At 63.3% G+C, this 14,387-nt stretch carries 19 protein-coding genes; 17 read left to right on the top strand and 2 right to left on the bottom strand.

Annotated elements, in window-relative coordinates:
* Nucleotides 1–47: 47 nt before the first annotated feature.
* From U1763_RS10470 to U1763_RS10405, 14 genes are all read left to right on the top strand, one after another.
* A complete protein-coding gene (locus U1763_RS10470) occupies nt 48–944 on the top strand; it encodes a baseplate assembly protein (protein ID WP_332755176.1) in 897 nt (298 codons plus the stop codon).
* Nucleotides 941–1,486: a phage tail protein I gene (locus U1763_RS10465; protein ID WP_332755175.1), complete on the top strand. Its 546-nt coding sequence runs from the start codon at nt 941–943 to the stop codon at nt 1,484–1,486. The genes U1763_RS10470 and U1763_RS10465 overlap by 4 nt, the downstream gene beginning before the upstream one ends.
* Nucleotides 1,487–1,498: 12 nt before the next feature.
* Nucleotides 1,499–3,415 carry a hypothetical protein gene (locus U1763_RS10460; protein WP_332755174.1) on the top strand — a complete coding sequence of 639 codons (1,917 nt, stop codon included), beginning with the start codon at nt 1,499–1,501 and terminating at the stop codon, nt 3,413–3,415.
* 34 nt (nt 3,416–3,449) lie between these two features.
* Nucleotides 3,450–3,683 (top strand): hypothetical protein, encoded by a 234-nt coding sequence (locus U1763_RS10455; RefSeq protein ID WP_332755173.1) that lies wholly within the window; start codon nt 3,450–3,452, stop codon nt 3,681–3,683.
* Between the two features lie 105 nt (nt 3,684–3,788).
* Nucleotides 3,789–4,358, top strand: coding sequence for a phage baseplate assembly protein V (locus U1763_RS10450; protein WP_332755172.1), 570 nt, complete (start codon nt 3,789–3,791; stop codon nt 4,356–4,358).
* 172 nt (nt 4,359–4,530) lie between these two features.
* The gene (locus tag U1763_RS10445; protein ID WP_332755171.1) at nt 4,531–4,893 is read left to right on the top strand and encodes a GPW/gp25 family protein; all 363 of its coding nucleotides are present in this window, start codon (nt 4,531–4,533) and stop codon (nt 4,891–4,893) included.
* 10 nt (nt 4,894–4,903) lie between these two features.
* Nucleotides 4,904–6,073: a phage tail sheath subtilisin-like domain-containing protein gene (locus tag U1763_RS10440; RefSeq protein ID WP_332755170.1), complete on the top strand. Its 1,170-nt coding sequence runs from the start codon at nt 4,904–4,906 to the stop codon at nt 6,071–6,073.
* 23 nt (nt 6,074–6,096) lie between these two features.
* Nucleotides 6,097–6,285 carry a hypothetical protein gene (locus U1763_RS10435; protein WP_332755169.1) on the top strand — a complete coding sequence of 63 codons (189 nt, stop codon included), beginning with the start codon at nt 6,097–6,099 and terminating at the stop codon, nt 6,283–6,285.
* A gap of 28 nt (nt 6,286–6,313) precedes the next feature.
* Nucleotides 6,314–6,820 carry a phage major tail tube protein gene (locus U1763_RS10430; RefSeq protein ID WP_332755168.1) on the top strand — a complete coding sequence of 169 codons (507 nt, stop codon included), beginning with the start codon at nt 6,314–6,316 and terminating at the stop codon, nt 6,818–6,820.
* Nucleotides 6,821–6,908: 88 nt separating this feature from the next.
* Nucleotides 6,909–7,226 carry a phage tail assembly protein gene (locus U1763_RS10425; RefSeq protein WP_332755167.1) on the top strand — a complete coding sequence of 106 codons (318 nt, stop codon included), beginning with the start codon at nt 6,909–6,911 and terminating at the stop codon, nt 7,224–7,226.
* An 8-nt stretch (nt 7,227–7,234) separates the two neighbouring features.
* Complete coding sequence (locus U1763_RS10420) at nt 7,235–7,351, top strand: GpE family phage tail protein (RefSeq protein WP_332755166.1); 117 nt, start codon at nt 7,235–7,237, stop codon at nt 7,349–7,351.
* 4 nt (nt 7,352–7,355) lie between these two features.
* Nucleotides 7,356–10,196 (top strand): phage tail tape measure protein, encoded by a 2,841-nt coding sequence (locus U1763_RS10415; RefSeq protein WP_332755165.1) that lies wholly within the window; start codon nt 7,356–7,358, stop codon nt 10,194–10,196.
* A complete protein-coding gene (locus U1763_RS10410) occupies nt 10,193–10,597 on the top strand; it encodes a phage tail protein (RefSeq protein ID WP_332755164.1) in 405 nt (134 codons plus the stop codon). The genes U1763_RS10415 and U1763_RS10410 overlap by 4 nt, the downstream gene beginning before the upstream one ends.
* Entirely contained in the window at nt 10,594–11,604 is a 1,011-nt protein-coding gene (locus U1763_RS10405; RefSeq protein WP_332755163.1) for a contractile injection system protein, VgrG/Pvc8 family, read from the top strand. The genes U1763_RS10410 and U1763_RS10405 overlap by 4 nt, the downstream gene beginning before the upstream one ends.
* On the opposite strand, the gene U1763_RS10400 is transcribed toward U1763_RS10405, so the two are convergent.
* On the bottom strand, nt 11,601–12,383 hold the full coding sequence (locus U1763_RS10400; protein ID WP_332755162.1) for a tellurite resistance TerB family protein: 783 nt from the start codon (nt 12,381–12,383) through the stop codon (nt 11,601–11,603). The two genes, U1763_RS10405 and U1763_RS10400, sit on opposite strands and share 4 nt — an antisense overlap.
* Nucleotides 12,384–12,404: 21 nt before the next feature.
* The gene (locus U1763_RS21230) at nt 12,405–13,061 is read right to left on the bottom strand and encodes an XRE family transcriptional regulator (protein ID WP_503676874.1); all 657 of its coding nucleotides are present in this window, start codon (nt 13,059–13,061) and stop codon (nt 12,405–12,407) included.
* An 86-nt stretch (nt 13,062–13,147) separates the two neighbouring features.
* Here U1763_RS21230 and U1763_RS10390 point away from each other — a divergent pair, with 86 nt between their 5' ends.
* From U1763_RS10390 to U1763_RS10380, 3 genes are read left to right on the top strand one after another with little or no spacing between them, the layout of a single operon-like run.
* Nucleotides 13,148–13,468, top strand: coding sequence for a transcriptional regulator (locus tag U1763_RS10390; RefSeq protein WP_332755160.1), 321 nt, complete (start codon nt 13,148–13,150; stop codon nt 13,466–13,468).
* Complete coding sequence (locus U1763_RS10385) at nt 13,465–13,962, top strand: hypothetical protein (RefSeq protein ID WP_332755159.1); 498 nt, start codon at nt 13,465–13,467, stop codon at nt 13,960–13,962. Before U1763_RS10390 ends, U1763_RS10385 begins: the two co-directional genes overlap by 4 nt.
* Entirely contained in the window at nt 13,955–14,293 is a 339-nt protein-coding gene (locus U1763_RS10380; RefSeq protein WP_332755158.1) for an Ogr/Delta-like zinc finger protein, read from the top strand. The genes U1763_RS10385 and U1763_RS10380 overlap by 8 nt, the downstream gene beginning before the upstream one ends.
* Nucleotides 14,294–14,387: the final 94 nt, after the last annotated feature.

Below are 14,387 nucleotides of genomic sequence, written 5' to 3'. Positions count from 1 at the left end.
AAGGCGCGGTGCTGGCCTCCGTCGCATACGTCGCCACGACGTGATCTATGGCCGACAACTTTACCGCCGTTGATCTTTCGCGCTTGCCCGCGCCTGCGGTGGTCGAGGTGCTGGATTTCGACACGATCTTCAACGCCATGCTCGCGCAGCTGCTGCTGCTGGTCCCGGAGTTCGATGCGACGATCGAGTCTGACCCGGTGGTCAAGCTTCTTCAGGTCGCTGCGTATCGCGAAATGCTGCTGCGCCAGCGGGTGAATGACGCGGCTCGCGCCGTCATGCCGGCGTTCGCGATCGGCGCGGATCTCGATCATATCGCCGCACTGTTCGGCGTCGCCCGTTTCCTGATCACACCAGCCGATCCGTTGACCGCGATAGCGGCCGTCTTTGAATCAGACGCGGATCTGCGACGTCGCCTGACGCTTGCGCCAGAGGGCTATTCGGTCGCCGGTCCGGAAGGCGCCTATATTTTTCATACGCTGTCGGCCGATCCCGATGTTCTCGACGCCAGCGCAACAAGTCCAAGCCCTGGTGAAGTCGTCGTGACGGTCCTGTCGCGCAATGGCGGTGGCAGCGCGTCAGCCGATCTCGTTGCCGAGGTGAATGACTACCTGTCGGATCAAACCCGTCGACCAATGACCGACTCGGTGACCGTACGGTCCGCCGCGATCGTGCCGTTCGTGGTCGAGGCGGAACTGGTCACCTTTGCTGGGCCCGACGCCGCGATCGTGCTGGCAACCGCCCAAACCAACCTAGCGGATCTGCTCGCACGCACGCACCGTCTCGGCATCGATGTGACCCGCGCGCGGATCTTCGGTGCGCTGGCAAGCCCCGAGGGCGTCCAGAACGTGAGGCTGATCCAGCCTGCAGCCGATATCGTTCTCGATCGCAGCCAGGCGAGCAACTGCACCGCGGTTACCGTGCGCCTGGCCGGCATCGCCGAATGACCCTGCTGCCGCCAAATTCTAGCCAGCTCGAGCGAGGCATCGAGATGGCGATGGCGCGGCTTGGCGAAATGCCGGTGCCGATCCGACAGCTGTACGATCCCGATACCTGCCCGGTCGAGCTGCTGCCCTACCTCGCCTGGGGGCTCTCGATCGACTCCTGGTCCACCGCCTGGCCCGAAGCGGTCAAGCGCGCCCGCGTGCGTAGCGCCATCGCGATCCAGCGGCGCAAGGGCACGGCATCGTCGGTCCGCGATGTCGTCGAGTCCTTCGGCGGATCCGTCGCCCTGCGCGAATGGTGGCAGATGACGCCACCCGGCGCCCCGCACACGTTCACCCTGCTGCTCACTATCACCGACCAGACCGGTGCCCCCGTCGACGCCGCGTTCGTCGATGCCGTGATCGCCGAGGTCTACCGCACCAAGCCGGTGCGCTCGCACTTCACCTTCAGCCAGGCGCTCAACGCCACCGCCGGCATCGTGTCGGTCGCAGCCGCACGTCCTGCCGTTTTCGCCCGCCTCACCATGACCGCGCCCGCGGCCTGACCCGGAGAGATCATGTCGATCGTTCTACGCATCACCGACGCCGGCCGCGCCGCGCTCGTCAACGCCGCCCGCGACGGCACTAACGCCGTCCGCATCGCATCCGTCGGCGTCACCCCGACTGCGATCGTCGCCGCAGCGAACACCGCCGCGCTGCCAGGCGAGGTCAAGCGCATCGCAACGATCTCGGGCGCAGGTGTCGCGGCCGATGTTATCCACCTGGTTGTGCGCGACGAGACCGCCGACACGTACACGGTACGCAGCCTCGCATTGTACCTGACGGACGGCACGCTGTTCGCATCCTATGGCCAGGCCGCGCCGATCATCGAGAAGTCGGCGGGCGCGCTGCTGCTGCTCGCGATCGACGCCACGCTTCTCGACATCGCCGCCAGCCAGATCACGTTCGGCAACGCCAATTTTCTCAACCCGCCAGCCACGACTGCGACGCCCGGCGTGATCGAGCTGGCGACCGACGCCGAGGCGACCGCGCTGACCGATGCGGTTCGCGCGCTCACCCCGAAGAACATGGCCGCGATCTTCACCGCGGCGAACGTCCTGTCGCGGCTGCTCGCGGTCGACGGTGCGGGATCGGGGCTGGACGCGGATCTGCTCGACGGCCGCGAGGGTGCCGAGTTCGCCCGTTGGGCGGGTGGCAACTTCACGGGGCCGGTCGGCATTCGCCATGCTGGGCTGGCGGCGGGCCTGCGGGTGTCGGACGGGACGAACGGCTATGGCTTCATGCAGTTCGGCGAAGCGTCCGACGCGAACGTGTCGCTCAACTGGTATATGGGATCGTCCGCCGACAACGCCTTCAGCATCTACCAAGGGCAGTTCGGTTTCGGTGCGCTGCGGCTGCGCGTGACGCAAACCACGGTCGCGTTCAACGGGTCGCTGATGTGGACCGCCGCGAACGACGGTGCCGGGTCGGGACTCGACGCGGATTTGCTCGATGGGCAGCAGGGCACCTGGTACGCCGACGTAACCGCCCGGCTGGGCTACACCCCCCTCGACGCTTCGAGTTTTACCGGCGCGACCGTGATCTCCCGCATGCTGACGGTCGACGGTGCCGGGTCAGGCCTCGACGCCGATCTGCTCGACGGTCGGCAGGGCAACGAGTTCGCGCTGCTCGCGGGGGCGGCATTCACAGCGCCTATCACGGCACCCTCGGGGACGATCGGCAGCGTGACCGGCGACACCGGGGGCAACCTGCTCGTCGGCGTATCCAGCGGGAGCGCGCACGTCCTCGCGAAGGGCGGCGCGGAGAACGCGCTGCACACCGGCTTCCTCGGCCCGAACGGCTATGTCGCCAGCTTCAACGTCGCGACGGCACCGGGACAGAGCGCTGCCCCATCGGCGTTCTACGTCTCGAAGAACAACAGCACCGGGCGGTCGATCAACGCGGCCGGCACGATCAACGCCAGCGGCGCGGATTATGCCGAGTATATGCAGAAGGCGGACGGTTGCGGCCTGATCACGGCGGGCGACGTCTGCGGCGTCGACGCGAACGGCGCGCTGGTGACAAGCTGGTCGCAGGCGCTGAGCTTTGTGGTGAAGTCGGACCAGCCGGGTTTCGTCGGTAACGACAACTACGGCGCGCACCTGGGCGAACGCCCGACAGCGCCAACCGACGAAACCGCGGACGATTGGGCCATCGCGTACGATGCGTATGTTGCAGATCTGGCGGCGTTCGAGGACGCCCTCGAGGCGGCGCGCGCGAACGTCGACCGGATCGCCTTCTGCGGGCAGGTCCCGGTCGCGGTCAGCGGACCGTTTGCTGTCGGCGATTACGTCGTCGCGACGGAGGAGGGGGGCGGGATCAAGGCCACCGCCATCGCTGCCGCCAAGATCACGTTCGCGCAGTATCGCAAGCGTCTCGGCAAGGTCTGGGCGGTGCGTGACGGGCGCGCATGGATCGACGTCCAGCACGGCTGACCCGCCAATCCCGTACCTACAGAAAGGATCACCCATGAACATCACCATCGGCGAGTATGATGCCGCCTCCCGCACCGTCACCGCCACCTTCGCCAGCGGCGACGTCATCCACGAGCGGAGCGTGAACGCCTGCCATGACAAGACCGGCGCGTATGATCCGGTCGCGACCGCTGCCCGCCTCGACGAAGTCGGCCGCGGTGTCGCCGTTAAGATTGGGCTTGGCGTCATCGCTACCCCGACCGAAGAGCCGGCCGACGTCGACGGCTAACCGTTCCACCGATCATCGCGAACGATACCGGCTCGCCTTGTAGAAACCCGTTCTACAAGGCGAGCCTCGCGCTATCCGCGCCACGGGGCGGCAATGTCGCGCCTCATGAACGAACTGCCAGATCCTCGCCGTGTCATCGGCAACATCATTCAGATCGGCACGATCGAGTCCGTCGATCGCGCCGATGCGACGTGCCGCGTGCGCGTGGGCGAAACCGTCACCGGAGACATCTGCTGGGCCGTTCAGCGCGCCGGCAAGACGCGCACCTGGTCACCGCCGACGACTGGCGAACAGTGCATCCTGCTATGCCCCGAGGGCGACACCGATAACGGGCTCGCCGTCCTTGGCCTTTTCTCCGACGCCAATCCCGCGCCATCGGCCGACGACGTCGACCTGATCCGGTTCGATGACGGCGCGATCATTTCCTACGACGCCGCAGCTCATCTCCTGGTCGCCCAGCTACCTGCCGGCGGGAAGGTTCAAATCGATGCGCCTGGTGGTGTGACGATCACAGGTCCGGTCAATATCACCGGCAGGGTTTCGATCACCGGCGACGTCGACATCGACGGCAAGGCCACTGCGACCAACGACGTGGTCGGCGGTGGCAAGAGCCTCAAGAACCACAAGCACCTCGGCGTCCAGGCGGGCGGCGGTGTTTCGGGTCCGCCACAATGAGCACCCGACCAAAAGCCCCAGGCGGTCCCGAGTTGCCTCTATGGCGCCGCATCCTTCTTGTGGTCGGCGTGATCGCCTTAGTAACGGCAATCGCTGCCGGACCTCTGATCGGCCTGTACGCCGTCAATGCTATGGTCGCAGCAGTACTGTCAGGTCCGCAGAAGTGATAGGCATGGACGCAACCACCGGCAAGCTGCTCGACGGTGTCGCCCATATTCGCCAATCGATCGCCGATATCCTGTCGACGCCGATCGGCTCGCGAGTTGCCCGTCGTGACTATGGGTCGCTTCTCCCCGAGCTGGTCGACCAGCCCATGAACGCGCTCGGCCGAATGCGCCTGATGGCGGCAACCGCGCTGGCGATTCAGCGCTGGGAACCGCGCATCAAGCTGTCGGCCGTCGCGATTCAGCAAACCGGTCCCGCCGCCTTTTCTGCCGTTCTCGATGGCCAGCGCACCGACGTCGCCGGCCCGAACGCACGCGCACGCCTTATCGTCCCGCTGCCCAACAGCGGCAGTCTCACCGTCTACGCCTGAAGGAGCCACCATGCACGGCATCACCATTACCGAAGTGACCGAGGGCGCACGTTCGCTCGTACTGGCCGCAACCGCCATCATCGGACTGGTCGCGACCGCGACCGCGCCAGCCGGTGCCGCGACGGAAGCGCTCGATGCGGCATTCCCCTTGAATCGCCCCGTCCTGGTCGTCGACCTTGAGGCCGCGATCGGCGTCGCCGGCACGACCGGCACGCTGGCATCGTCGCTCCGGGCCATCGCCGACCAGGCGAAGGCTCCGGTCGTGGTAGTGCGCGTCGCGGCCGGCGCGGACGCCGCGACGACTAGCGTGAACGTCATCGGCACCACCGTGAACGGTCTCAAGACCGGCATGCAGGCGCTCCTGTCGGCCGAGTCGCAGCTGGGCATGAAGCCGAAGATCCTCGGCGCACCCGGTCTCGATACCCAGGCGGTCACCACCGCCCTGGTCGTGATCGCGCAGAAGCTGCGCGGCTACGTCTATGCTTCGGCGATCGGTGCGGACATCACCGCCGTCACCGCCTACCGGGCGAACTTCGGCGCGCGCGAGCTGATGCTCATCCATCCCGACTTCATCGCCTTCGATACGCGGGTCGCGGCCAACGCAACCAGCTACGCTGTCGCCCGCGCGCTCGGCCTGCGCGCCCGCATCGACCAGGAGCAGGGTTTTCACAAGTCGCTGTCGAACGTCACGGTGGAGGGCGTCGTTGGCCTTACCAAGGATATCCAGTTCGATATTCAGGATCCGACCAGCGACGCCGCGCGCCTCAACGAAAAGCAGGTGACTGCGCTGATTCGCGCAGGCGGTGGCTTCCGGTTTTGGGGTAACCGTGGCTGCGTCGAGGCGACGTCGCCATTCAGCTTCGAAACCGCAACGCGTACCGCGCAGGTCCTGCTCGACACGATCGGCGCGGGGATGATGTGGGCGATCGACAAGCCGCTGCGGCCGAGCCTTGCCAAGGACATCGTGGAAACGATCAACGGCTCGATCGCCGGCATGGTCACCGCCGGGCAGCTGATCGGCGGCAAGGCGTGGTTCGTCGCGGACAAGAACCCGGCATCCAGCCTCGCCCAGGGAAAGCTGGCGATCGACTATAACTTCACGCCGGTCCCGCCGCTGGAGAACCTCGCGCTCACCCAGCGCATCACCGACACGTATCTCGCCGACTTCTCCGTCGCCTGATCGCCGCACCAAGGAGGCCCGCCATGATGATTCCCAAATCCTTCCTGATCGGCTGCGCCGTCATCGGCTTGGCTATTGCCCTGCTGCTCTGGTGGTTCGGTGTGGTCGCATGGTGGGCGGTCCCGATCATCGCCGTTCTCGCTCCCGTAAGCATTTTCGTAGCGGTCGTAGGGGCATTTTACATGCTCTGGATCGCCTCGGGCAGCCACTGATCTTAACTCACCCGAAGGAACCCTTACGATGGCTTTCCCGTCCAAACTTAAAAACATGAACCTGTTTAACGAGGGGGCAAGTTATCTTGCGCTCGCGATGTCCGTGACGATGCCAAAGCTGGCCCGGAAGCTCGAAGATTACCGCGCGGGCGGAATGGACGGGACGGTCAAGATCGACCAGGGCGCCGAACCAATGGAGATGGAGTTCACGTTGGGCGGTCCTGACCGCACCGTGATCCGCCAGTTCGCGCGGCCCGGTATTGCAGGCACCTTTCTTCGCTTCGCAGGCTCCTACCAGAACGATGCGACTGGCGCGTACGACGTGATCGAAATCACCGTCCGTGGGCGTCACGAAGAAATCGACATGGGTGAGTCCAAGGTAGGCGAGGGCGGCGAAACGAAGGTCAAAACGCAGTGCGCCTACTACCGCCTGGAATGGAACGGCCGCGTCGAGATCGAGATCGACGTCCTAAACATGATCTACATCGTAGATGGCGTCGACATGCTCGCCGAACAGCGCGCGGCAATCCTGTGACGGTCGCCCCCATACGGGGGCTTCTACGCCCGCCGCGCCGGCAACGTCGCCTTGCCGATCATCCTCGCCTCAATTCGGATAATTTCTCATGACCGATACCGACACGACTAAGCCCACCTTCGTAACCGTGACCCTTGATTATCCGTTCAAGCGAGGCGATCAGACGATCGAGACCGTCCAGGTTCGCCGCCCCAAGTCCGGCGAGCTGCGCGGCCTCAACATCGCGGACCTGGTGCAGATGAACGTCAACGCCACGACCACACTGCTGCCGCGCATCACCGCCCCCTCGCTGACTCTCCAGGAAGCGGCCGACCTCGATCCTGCCGACTTCACGCAGTTCGGCATGGAGGTGATGGATTTTTTGCTGCCGAAGGCAACGAAGGGGTCGGACTCCCCCGCAGCGTAGACGACGCGATGGCCGACCTGGCCATCGTGTTCCACTGGCAGCCCCGGGCAATGGCGACGATGTCGCTGGCCGAATTGATGGGGTGGCATGCGAAGGCCGCGGCGCGGCATAACCAGGAAGGCTGATTCGATGGACCGCGAATTGCGTATCCGCATGTTCCTGAAAGCAAGCGACCAGGTCACGAAGCCGCTCCGCGATATCGCGGGCGGCAGTCGCGCCGCTACCGAGGCGGTGAAGGAAGTCAGCGACCGCCTAAAACAACTCAATCAGCAGCAGTCCAAGATCGACGGCTTCCGCAACATGCGTGCCGGACTGAAGGAAACGACCGGCGAGTTGGCGGCTGTAAAAACGCGCGTCAATGAAATGCGCGCCGCGATCGGATCGGTCGATACGCCGACCAAGAAGATGACAAACGAGCTGGCGCGGGCCGAAGTTGCCGCTGGCAAACTTGCCACCAAACAACGCGAGCAAGCAGCTGCATTGCGATCGAGCCGTGAGGGATTCCGACAGGCCGGTATTTCGGTCCGGGATATGGCAGGTCGTGAAGCTGAGCTGCGCACCAGCATCGAGCGCACCAACAGCGAACTCGCGGAACAGAACCGACGCCTTTTGACAGCCGATGCCCGTGCGCAACGCTTCGGTGCTGCCCGTCGTAGCTTCGGTCGCGTCCAGGGTATGGCTACAGGCCTGGCTGCCGGCGGTGCCGCCGGGATCGCGACCGGTATGACGATCGCGCGACCGCTCACCGGGGCGGTAAAGGAGGCACAGGAATATCAGTCGGTGATGACTGATATCGCGCAGAAGGCTGGCCTGTCGCGCGTCCAAGCTGCGGCTATGGGCAAGGAGCTGCTGGTGGCCGCTCGCGCCGCCAATCAGATGCCGACCGACATGCAGACTGGCGTCGATACCCTGATGGGCTTCGGCAAAGGGGCAAAGGACGCGGCGACGATGATGAAGCCAATCGGCCGCGCCGCCACGGCATACAAGGCGGAGATCGGCGACCTGGCTGCCGCAGCATTCGCGGCGAACGACAATCTGAAGGTACCGGTCCAACAGACCGCGCGTGTCATCGACATCATGGCTGCGGCCGGCAAGGCAGGGGCGTTCGAGGTCAAGGACATGGCGGGGGCATTCCCCGCGCTCACCGCCGGCTATCAGGCACTCGGACAAACGGGCGTTGGCGCCGTCGCGGATCTTTCTGCGGCGCTTCAGATCGCGCGCAAAGGTGCGGGCGATAGCGCGACGGCCGCAAACAACGTCGCCAACATCATCCAGAAGATCACCTCGCCGTCGACGATCAAGGCGTTCGATAAGATGGGCATCAACCTGCCCAACGCGCTGAAGAAGGCCTATGCGGAGGGCAAGACGCCGCTGGAGGCCATCGCCGAGCTGACCCGAAAGGCCACAGGCGGCGATCTCGGCAAGATCGGGTTCCTGTTCGAGGATTCGCAGGTGCAGCAGGGCCTACGCCCGCTAATTCAGAACATGGAGGAATATCGGAAGATCCGTGCCGAGGCCGGAGCCGCGAGCGGAACGACAGATACCGATTTCGCCGAGCGCATGAAAGACTCGGCCGAGCAGACCAAGCGGCTAAAGATCCAGGGTACGGCACTGGCGATCAGCATGGGAACGGTGCTGCTGCCAACTGTGAATGCGATCGTCCAGAAAGCGGGCGTCTTTGCCGACCGATTGGCGAACCTTTCACAGCGGCACCCAATGCTTACCAAGGTGGTGATGATCGGCGCTGCCGCGCTGACAGGCCTGTTTCTAGTGCTTGGCGCAGGGGCAATAGCGCTCGCGGCGTTCATGGGGCCTATCGCGATCGTCAACGCTGGCCTGATTGCGATGGGCGTGTCGGGCGGTATCGCATCGATCGGGCTTCTGCCAATTATTGGAACGGTTCTAGCAGTCGTCGCGGTAGTCGCCTTGCTCGCAGCTGGTGCCTATGTGATTTATAAAAATTGGGGGGCAATAGGCGGTTTCTTTGCGGACCTATGGACGGGCGTTCAAACAAGATTAGCAGCGGCTAGCGACGCAGTGACCGGCACGTTTCGGGATATGTGGAGTGGGGTTAAGTCCCTGTTCTCGATGAGTCTGTTCGAAGTATACCAGAGCATCGCCTACTTCGTCGGCTATGCTTTGGGGTCACTTGTTCGTTTCGGCTCGGCCGCATTGTCATGGTTGACCGGAACCCTCCCCGGTATTCTCGCCTCTGGATGGAATGCCGCATGGGTAGGGCTGACTAGCGCTCTAGCTGCGTCGTGGGCGTGGCTGACGACCCGCCTGCCGGCAATACTCTCCGGCGGTTGGAATGCGGCTTGGAACGCCTTCAAGGCAGTCCTTCGCGCGGCATTCGTGACGCTACCGGCGATGTTCTATGATTTCGGGTCAATGATAGTCACCGGACTTTGGAACGGAATAAAGAACGCGCCTGGCAAGCTCTGGAGCCGTGGCGTGGCAATGGCGAAGTCTCTCGCTGGCGGCTTTCAGGCCGGTGCCAAGATACAATCACCTAGTCGTGTATTCATGGCGCTCGGTGGTCACATCATCGGTGGCCTCAACGTCGGGCTAGACAACGGCCATGACAGTGCCGTGGGTCGGATCAGGCGGCTCACTCGCAACATGGCTGCAGCAGCGGCTCTGCCAGCCCTGGCGGCAGGCGCGATGGTCGGCCCTACCGTTGCTACTGCCGAATCGTTTGCCCAGCGGGGGCGCAACGTGAAGGTGATCGATACGCGAACGCGATCGCCGATCGCCGCGACTGGACGCGCTTCAGGTGGAGGGGGCGGCGAGGGGGCGGCAAACGCCTATTCGCCACCGGTCTATCAGATCACCGTTCATGCCGCGCCGGGCATGGACGAGCAGTCCGTTGCGCGGGCCGTCGTGCGAGAACTCGATCGGCGGGAACGCGACGCTCAGGCGCGACGCCGCTCGACCTACCGGGATGATGCGGACGGAGCGGATCAATGAGCACGATGATGAGCTTGGGAATGTTCGTGTTTTCGCTCCCGACACTCGCCTACCAGGAGTTGCAACGCGACAGCGCCTGGCGCCACGCGCGGTCCGGTCGAGTGGGCACAATCGATGCCGTGCAGTTCACAGGCCGAGAGAACGATATCATCTCGCTAAACGGCGACGCGCCGGCTGAACTGATGGCGGGTGCCACCTCTCTCGATAGTTTGCGGCAGATGGCGAAGGACGGTGAATGCTGGAACCTTATCGATGGCAGCGGCCGGGTGTATGGCGCATTCGTCATCACGCGGATCCGCGAAGGCCAGCGCTTCTTTTTTCCTGACGGGACACCACGACTGATTCAGTTCGGTGTCGATTTGCTCGAGGTGGAAAGTCCACGGGCGGCGGAGGCAGTATGACGTCGGTCGCTAACGTCGCGGATTTCCGGGTGTCCCTCGACGGCAAGGACCTAAGCGATCGACTCCGACCGCGGCTGATCTCGTTACGACTGTCGGAGAAACGTGGCGGTGATGCCGACGAGCTGGAGATAGCGATCACCGATCACGACGGCCGAATGGCCATTCCCGCGCCTGGCGCAACCTTGACGGTTCAACTCGGATGGAAAGCCGGCAGCGACGTGGCTGTCGGCCTGGTCGACAAGGGAAAGTTCGTCGTCGACGCGATCGAGCATAGCGGACCGCCCGACGTGATCGTGATCCGTGCCCGATCGGCCGACATGACCAGTGCCATTCGAACGCGCCGGGACCATAGCTGGCACAAGACAACGCTGGGTGCGATCCTCGCCCAGGTGGCAGCTCGGAACAAGCTTTCGGCTCATTGCGCACCATCGCTGGCGTCGCATCAGGTGGATGCGCTCACGCAGAGTCGGGAAAGCGACATGGCGCTGCTGCGCCGTCTCGGCCGGGAGCATGATGCAACGGCAACGATCAAGGCGGGCACGCTCATCTTCACGCCGATCGGTGCGGCGACGACGGCATCCGGTCAAAAGGTGCCAGGGCTCACAATCCGACGCGGGGATGGCGACCGGCATACTTTCCGCATCGAGAAGCGCGAGGAGGCCGGCGAAGTCGAGGCGCACTGGCATGATCGCAAAGCGGCCAAGAAAAAGACCGTGAAGGTGGGGTCCGGCAGCGGTCCCACCCGACGTCTGGCAAGGGCCTACGGATCGGAAGCGGCTGCGCACAAAGCTGCGTCGGCCGAGAGCAGCCGGGCGGGGAGGGCGCCGCGTAAGCTGGATCTCGGCCTGGCGCTTGGGCGTTTAGAGATCTATCCTGACCGACCTGTTATCGCCTCGGGCTTCAAGGCAGAGATCGACGCTATCCGATGGCTGGTGGCCGACGTAACGCACGAACTCTTACCCGATCGCGGTTTCACATCATCTGTCACATTGGAGAGCGCGGCCTAACGTCGACGCGCTTCTGCTTCGGCTAAGCAGGCATTATCCAGCAGCTCAGCGAACTCCGTGGACCAGTGGTGTTCCCGGTCGCATACCACGCCGTCAGCAGCGACCACACGCTCGACAAAGCGACGGAGGACCTTCGCCGAGGTGCTACTGTGGCCGTATTGACGAATTGCCTTAGCAAAGACTTCGCCGTCAGGCGCCAGACGTCGCGCATGAGATCGGATAAGGTCAAGCGGTGGTTCCCCCTCCCACTCCTTTCTCATCCATAGCGTACATACGAAATCTTCGATTACCTCTTCTTCGAGAGGATGCCATTTTCCGTCACACCTTGCCATAAAGCACAGCACATTCAGGCCAGCGACAATCAACGATTTGCGCTGTGATGTGGTGTTCCAGTCATGGGCTTTTTCGCGAATGCGACCGACTGTGAATTGATCGAAAAATGCGCCGGTGCCTAGCGACTCTCCTGTTACCGCGTCCGTAACTTCAAGGATACGATCGCACCTGAACAGCTTGTAGCGGTTAGACCGGCCGCAGATCGCTCCAATCAACGGGTTTCCATCGTGAAGCTCATAGCGTCGGCAGGATATGAAGCGCTCGGAGACCTCCCCGTTGACGTCCGCATATTCGATGACGCAGATAAAACCGGCAATGGCTTGAGGCTCATCGTTATCTGGTAATTCAGCGGTTTCGATATCGTCGCAGGAGTCTTGAAGGACGATCGATGGCAATACCGCATCGCGTTGCGTTAGTGTGCTATCTTGCGCTGGCGAATAATTCATATCTGCCCCCAGATTATATAATTAAACTCGCCGCACGATATGTGAGACTCGGCCAACAATGTTCATTTCATCGGGATGCGCCTGATCTGGCGGCACCCGATCATTATCGGATAGTATCGTTACGTTCTCTCCACGCACACGGAGGCGCTTCATCATTGCGATGTCGCCAATCGTGAAAGCCCATATCGCGTCCTGATTGCGCACGGATCGGTCCGACCGGTCGATAAGGACTAAGTCATTGTCCTCAATCGTCGGGGACATCGAGTTTCCACGGCCGCGAGCCCAGGCAAGCTCTTGTGGCGCGGTACTAGTCATCGCCTCAAGCCAAGCGCGAGGGAAAAGCATCATCTCAACGTCAATATGGTCGCCGGCATATCCGAGCCCCATTCCGTACGCCATGTCGACGGACGCGATCGGTACAAGGTCGAGGAGCTCGGCCATGTCCTCCCGGCTAGGCGCCGGTGGAGCATCCGAAGACGGATCCGAGGTGTCACCTGCTAGATATGCAGTGCTGGTCCCTAGCACGGCCGCGATTTTGTGGAGGTAGGCCGACGATCGTGAATCGCCCTTGACCAGACTGTTGATGGTGGTTTGCGCGAGGCCTACGCGTCGAGCTAGCTCAGACTGCGACATATCGGCAGCCACGAGCCGTTCAGCGATGCGCGCCCCTACCGTCATAGCACCCCTATTTACCGGTTCGCCGGTAGTTCGATACACAGTTTTACCTATTGCCAATGTACCGGCCTACCGGTAGACATACCGGTATGGGTATCGAGACAGATCAAGATTCGCCGTTAGCTGATGCGGTTCGCCGTGCAGGTGGCCAATCCGCGTTCGCACGTCTTATCGGACGTAGCCAGTCGACCGTGTTCGACTGGCTACGCTTTGAGAAGTCTCTTCCTCCCGAGCATATCCTCAAAGTCGAGCGAGCTACGGGCGTATCGCGTCATCTCCTTGATCCCGTCATTTATCCGCCTGTCGTAACTGCGGGTCCTCTCTCGTCTGATGCCGCAATCATAGACGCTGGTGTGCGTTCCAGCGATTTCGATCGCGTTGCCGAAATGAAGCGCGGTGGCGAGGCATGACGTCGCTCCGCGCCCCTGACACGTTCGCACACGCCATGAAGCGCGTCGGCGATCTTCTCACTTGGAAGGTCTGCGGACAGATGGCGGGCAAGACGCCGCGGAACGTCCGGTACTGGTCCGAGGCGGGCACGCTGTCGTCACCGCCGGTAGCGCTCGCCCTTGCCTATGATGCGGCCTATCAGGCGGCAGGCGGCGAAGGGGCACCGTTCCGTGACGCCTACACCTTCCAGTTCAAAGAGATCACGACGCGGCGTGCGGCCTGTCAGCGCGAGCTGGCTGACGCAATTGCCGAAGTCGCGCGCGAGAGTGGAGAGGCCATCGCTGCCTCGATCGCGCTCACCCAATCCAACGCCTCGCCGCTGTTGACGCTTCGCGCGTCCGCCGAGGTCGGTCAGCTCCGCGCCGCCTGCACCAGGCTGGCCCGTTTGCTGGTGCCCTTCTTTCCGGCTGGCGCGGGGTCAGTCGCAGGGATTGCCGGGGGTACCCATGACTAAGCCGATCGACCGTAGCCGTTTACCAGGTATCAAGTGCCCTCACTGCCAGAGCAAGACCATCGTCCGCGACAGTCAGGAAATCACCCCATCCGTGCGCGAGCTGCGCATGGTGTGCACGGATGATGATTGCGGCTTCAGCTGCGTCGCACAGCTCTCCCTGGTTCGCCAGATCCGGCCAAGCGCCACCCCTAACCCGGAGGTCCGCCTCCCTTTTGGGGCGTGGTCGCCGAAGCCAGCGAATGAGAATCACCGCGAACCCGCGAACGACGACAAGCTGCACGAACGTGCTGCGCTGGTCGCCGAAGCGATTGCCAGTGCCGTGACCACCTAACCCCGCCTGCGGCTCCCCGCCGCACCACGCCCCGCTGAACACCCCCAACCGAAAGCCCCCGCTTTCGGCAACGTCACCCCCTTGTCTGGAAGGA

The sequence above is a fragment of the Sphingomonas sorbitolis genome, from assembly GCF_036663875.1.
Classification (GTDB): domain Bacteria; phylum Pseudomonadota; class Alphaproteobacteria; order Sphingomonadales; family Sphingomonadaceae; genus Sphingomonas.
The sequence above is the reverse complement of the archived record's forward strand: the minus strand, read 5'-3'. Positions and strand labels throughout refer to the sequence as shown.

What these genes read in the sequence shown, in the direction of transcription:
- U1763_RS10470 (WP_332755176.1), top strand. Translation starts at nt 48, where the DNA reads ATGGCCGACAACTTTACCGCCGTTGATCTTTCGCGCTTGCCCGCGCCT.
- U1763_RS10465 (WP_332755175.1), top strand. Translation starts at nt 941, where the DNA reads ATGACCCTGCTGCCGCCAAATTCTAGCCAGCTCGAGCGAGGCATCGAG.
- U1763_RS10460 (WP_332755174.1), top strand. Translation starts at nt 1,499, where the DNA reads ATGTCGATCGTTCTACGCATCACCGACGCCGGCCGCGCCGCGCTCGTC.
- U1763_RS10455 (WP_332755173.1), top strand. Translation starts at nt 3,450, where the DNA reads ATGAACATCACCATCGGCGAGTATGATGCCGCCTCCCGCACCGTCACC.
- U1763_RS10450 (WP_332755172.1), top strand. Translation starts at nt 3,789, where the DNA reads ATGAACGAACTGCCAGATCCTCGCCGTGTCATCGGCAACATCATTCAG.
- U1763_RS10445 (WP_332755171.1), top strand. Translation starts at nt 4,531, where the DNA reads ATGGACGCAACCACCGGCAAGCTGCTCGACGGTGTCGCCCATATTCGC.
- U1763_RS10440 (WP_332755170.1), top strand. Translation starts at nt 4,904, where the DNA reads ATGCACGGCATCACCATTACCGAAGTGACCGAGGGCGCACGTTCGCTC.
- U1763_RS10435 (WP_332755169.1), top strand. Translation starts at nt 6,097, where the DNA reads ATGATGATTCCCAAATCCTTCCTGATCGGCTGCGCCGTCATCGGCTTG.
- U1763_RS10430 (WP_332755168.1), top strand. Translation starts at nt 6,314, where the DNA reads ATGGCTTTCCCGTCCAAACTTAAAAACATGAACCTGTTTAACGAGGGG.
- U1763_RS10425 (WP_332755167.1), top strand. Translation starts at nt 6,909, where the DNA reads ATGACCGATACCGACACGACTAAGCCCACCTTCGTAACCGTGACCCTT.
- U1763_RS10420 (WP_332755166.1), top strand. Translation starts at nt 7,235, where the DNA reads ATGGCCGACCTGGCCATCGTGTTCCACTGGCAGCCCCGGGCAATGGCG.
- U1763_RS10415 (WP_332755165.1), top strand. Translation starts at nt 7,356, where the DNA reads ATGGACCGCGAATTGCGTATCCGCATGTTCCTGAAAGCAAGCGACCAG.
- U1763_RS10410 (WP_332755164.1), top strand. Translation starts at nt 10,193, where the DNA reads ATGAGCACGATGATGAGCTTGGGAATGTTCGTGTTTTCGCTCCCGACA.
- U1763_RS10405 (WP_332755163.1), top strand. Translation starts at nt 10,594, where the DNA reads ATGACGTCGGTCGCTAACGTCGCGGATTTCCGGGTGTCCCTCGACGGC.
- U1763_RS10400 (WP_332755162.1), bottom strand. Translation starts at nt 12,383, where the DNA reads ATGAATTATTCGCCAGCGCAAGATAGCACACTAACGCAACGCGATGCG.
- U1763_RS21230 (WP_503676874.1), bottom strand. Translation starts at nt 13,061, where the DNA reads ATGACGGTAGGGGCGCGCATCGCTGAACGGCTCGTGGCTGCCGATATG.
- U1763_RS10390 (WP_332755160.1), top strand. Translation starts at nt 13,148, where the DNA reads ATGGGTATCGAGACAGATCAAGATTCGCCGTTAGCTGATGCGGTTCGC.
- U1763_RS10385 (WP_332755159.1), top strand. Translation starts at nt 13,465, where the DNA reads ATGACGTCGCTCCGCGCCCCTGACACGTTCGCACACGCCATGAAGCGC.
- U1763_RS10380 (WP_332755158.1), top strand. Translation starts at nt 13,955, where the DNA reads ATGACTAAGCCGATCGACCGTAGCCGTTTACCAGGTATCAAGTGCCCT.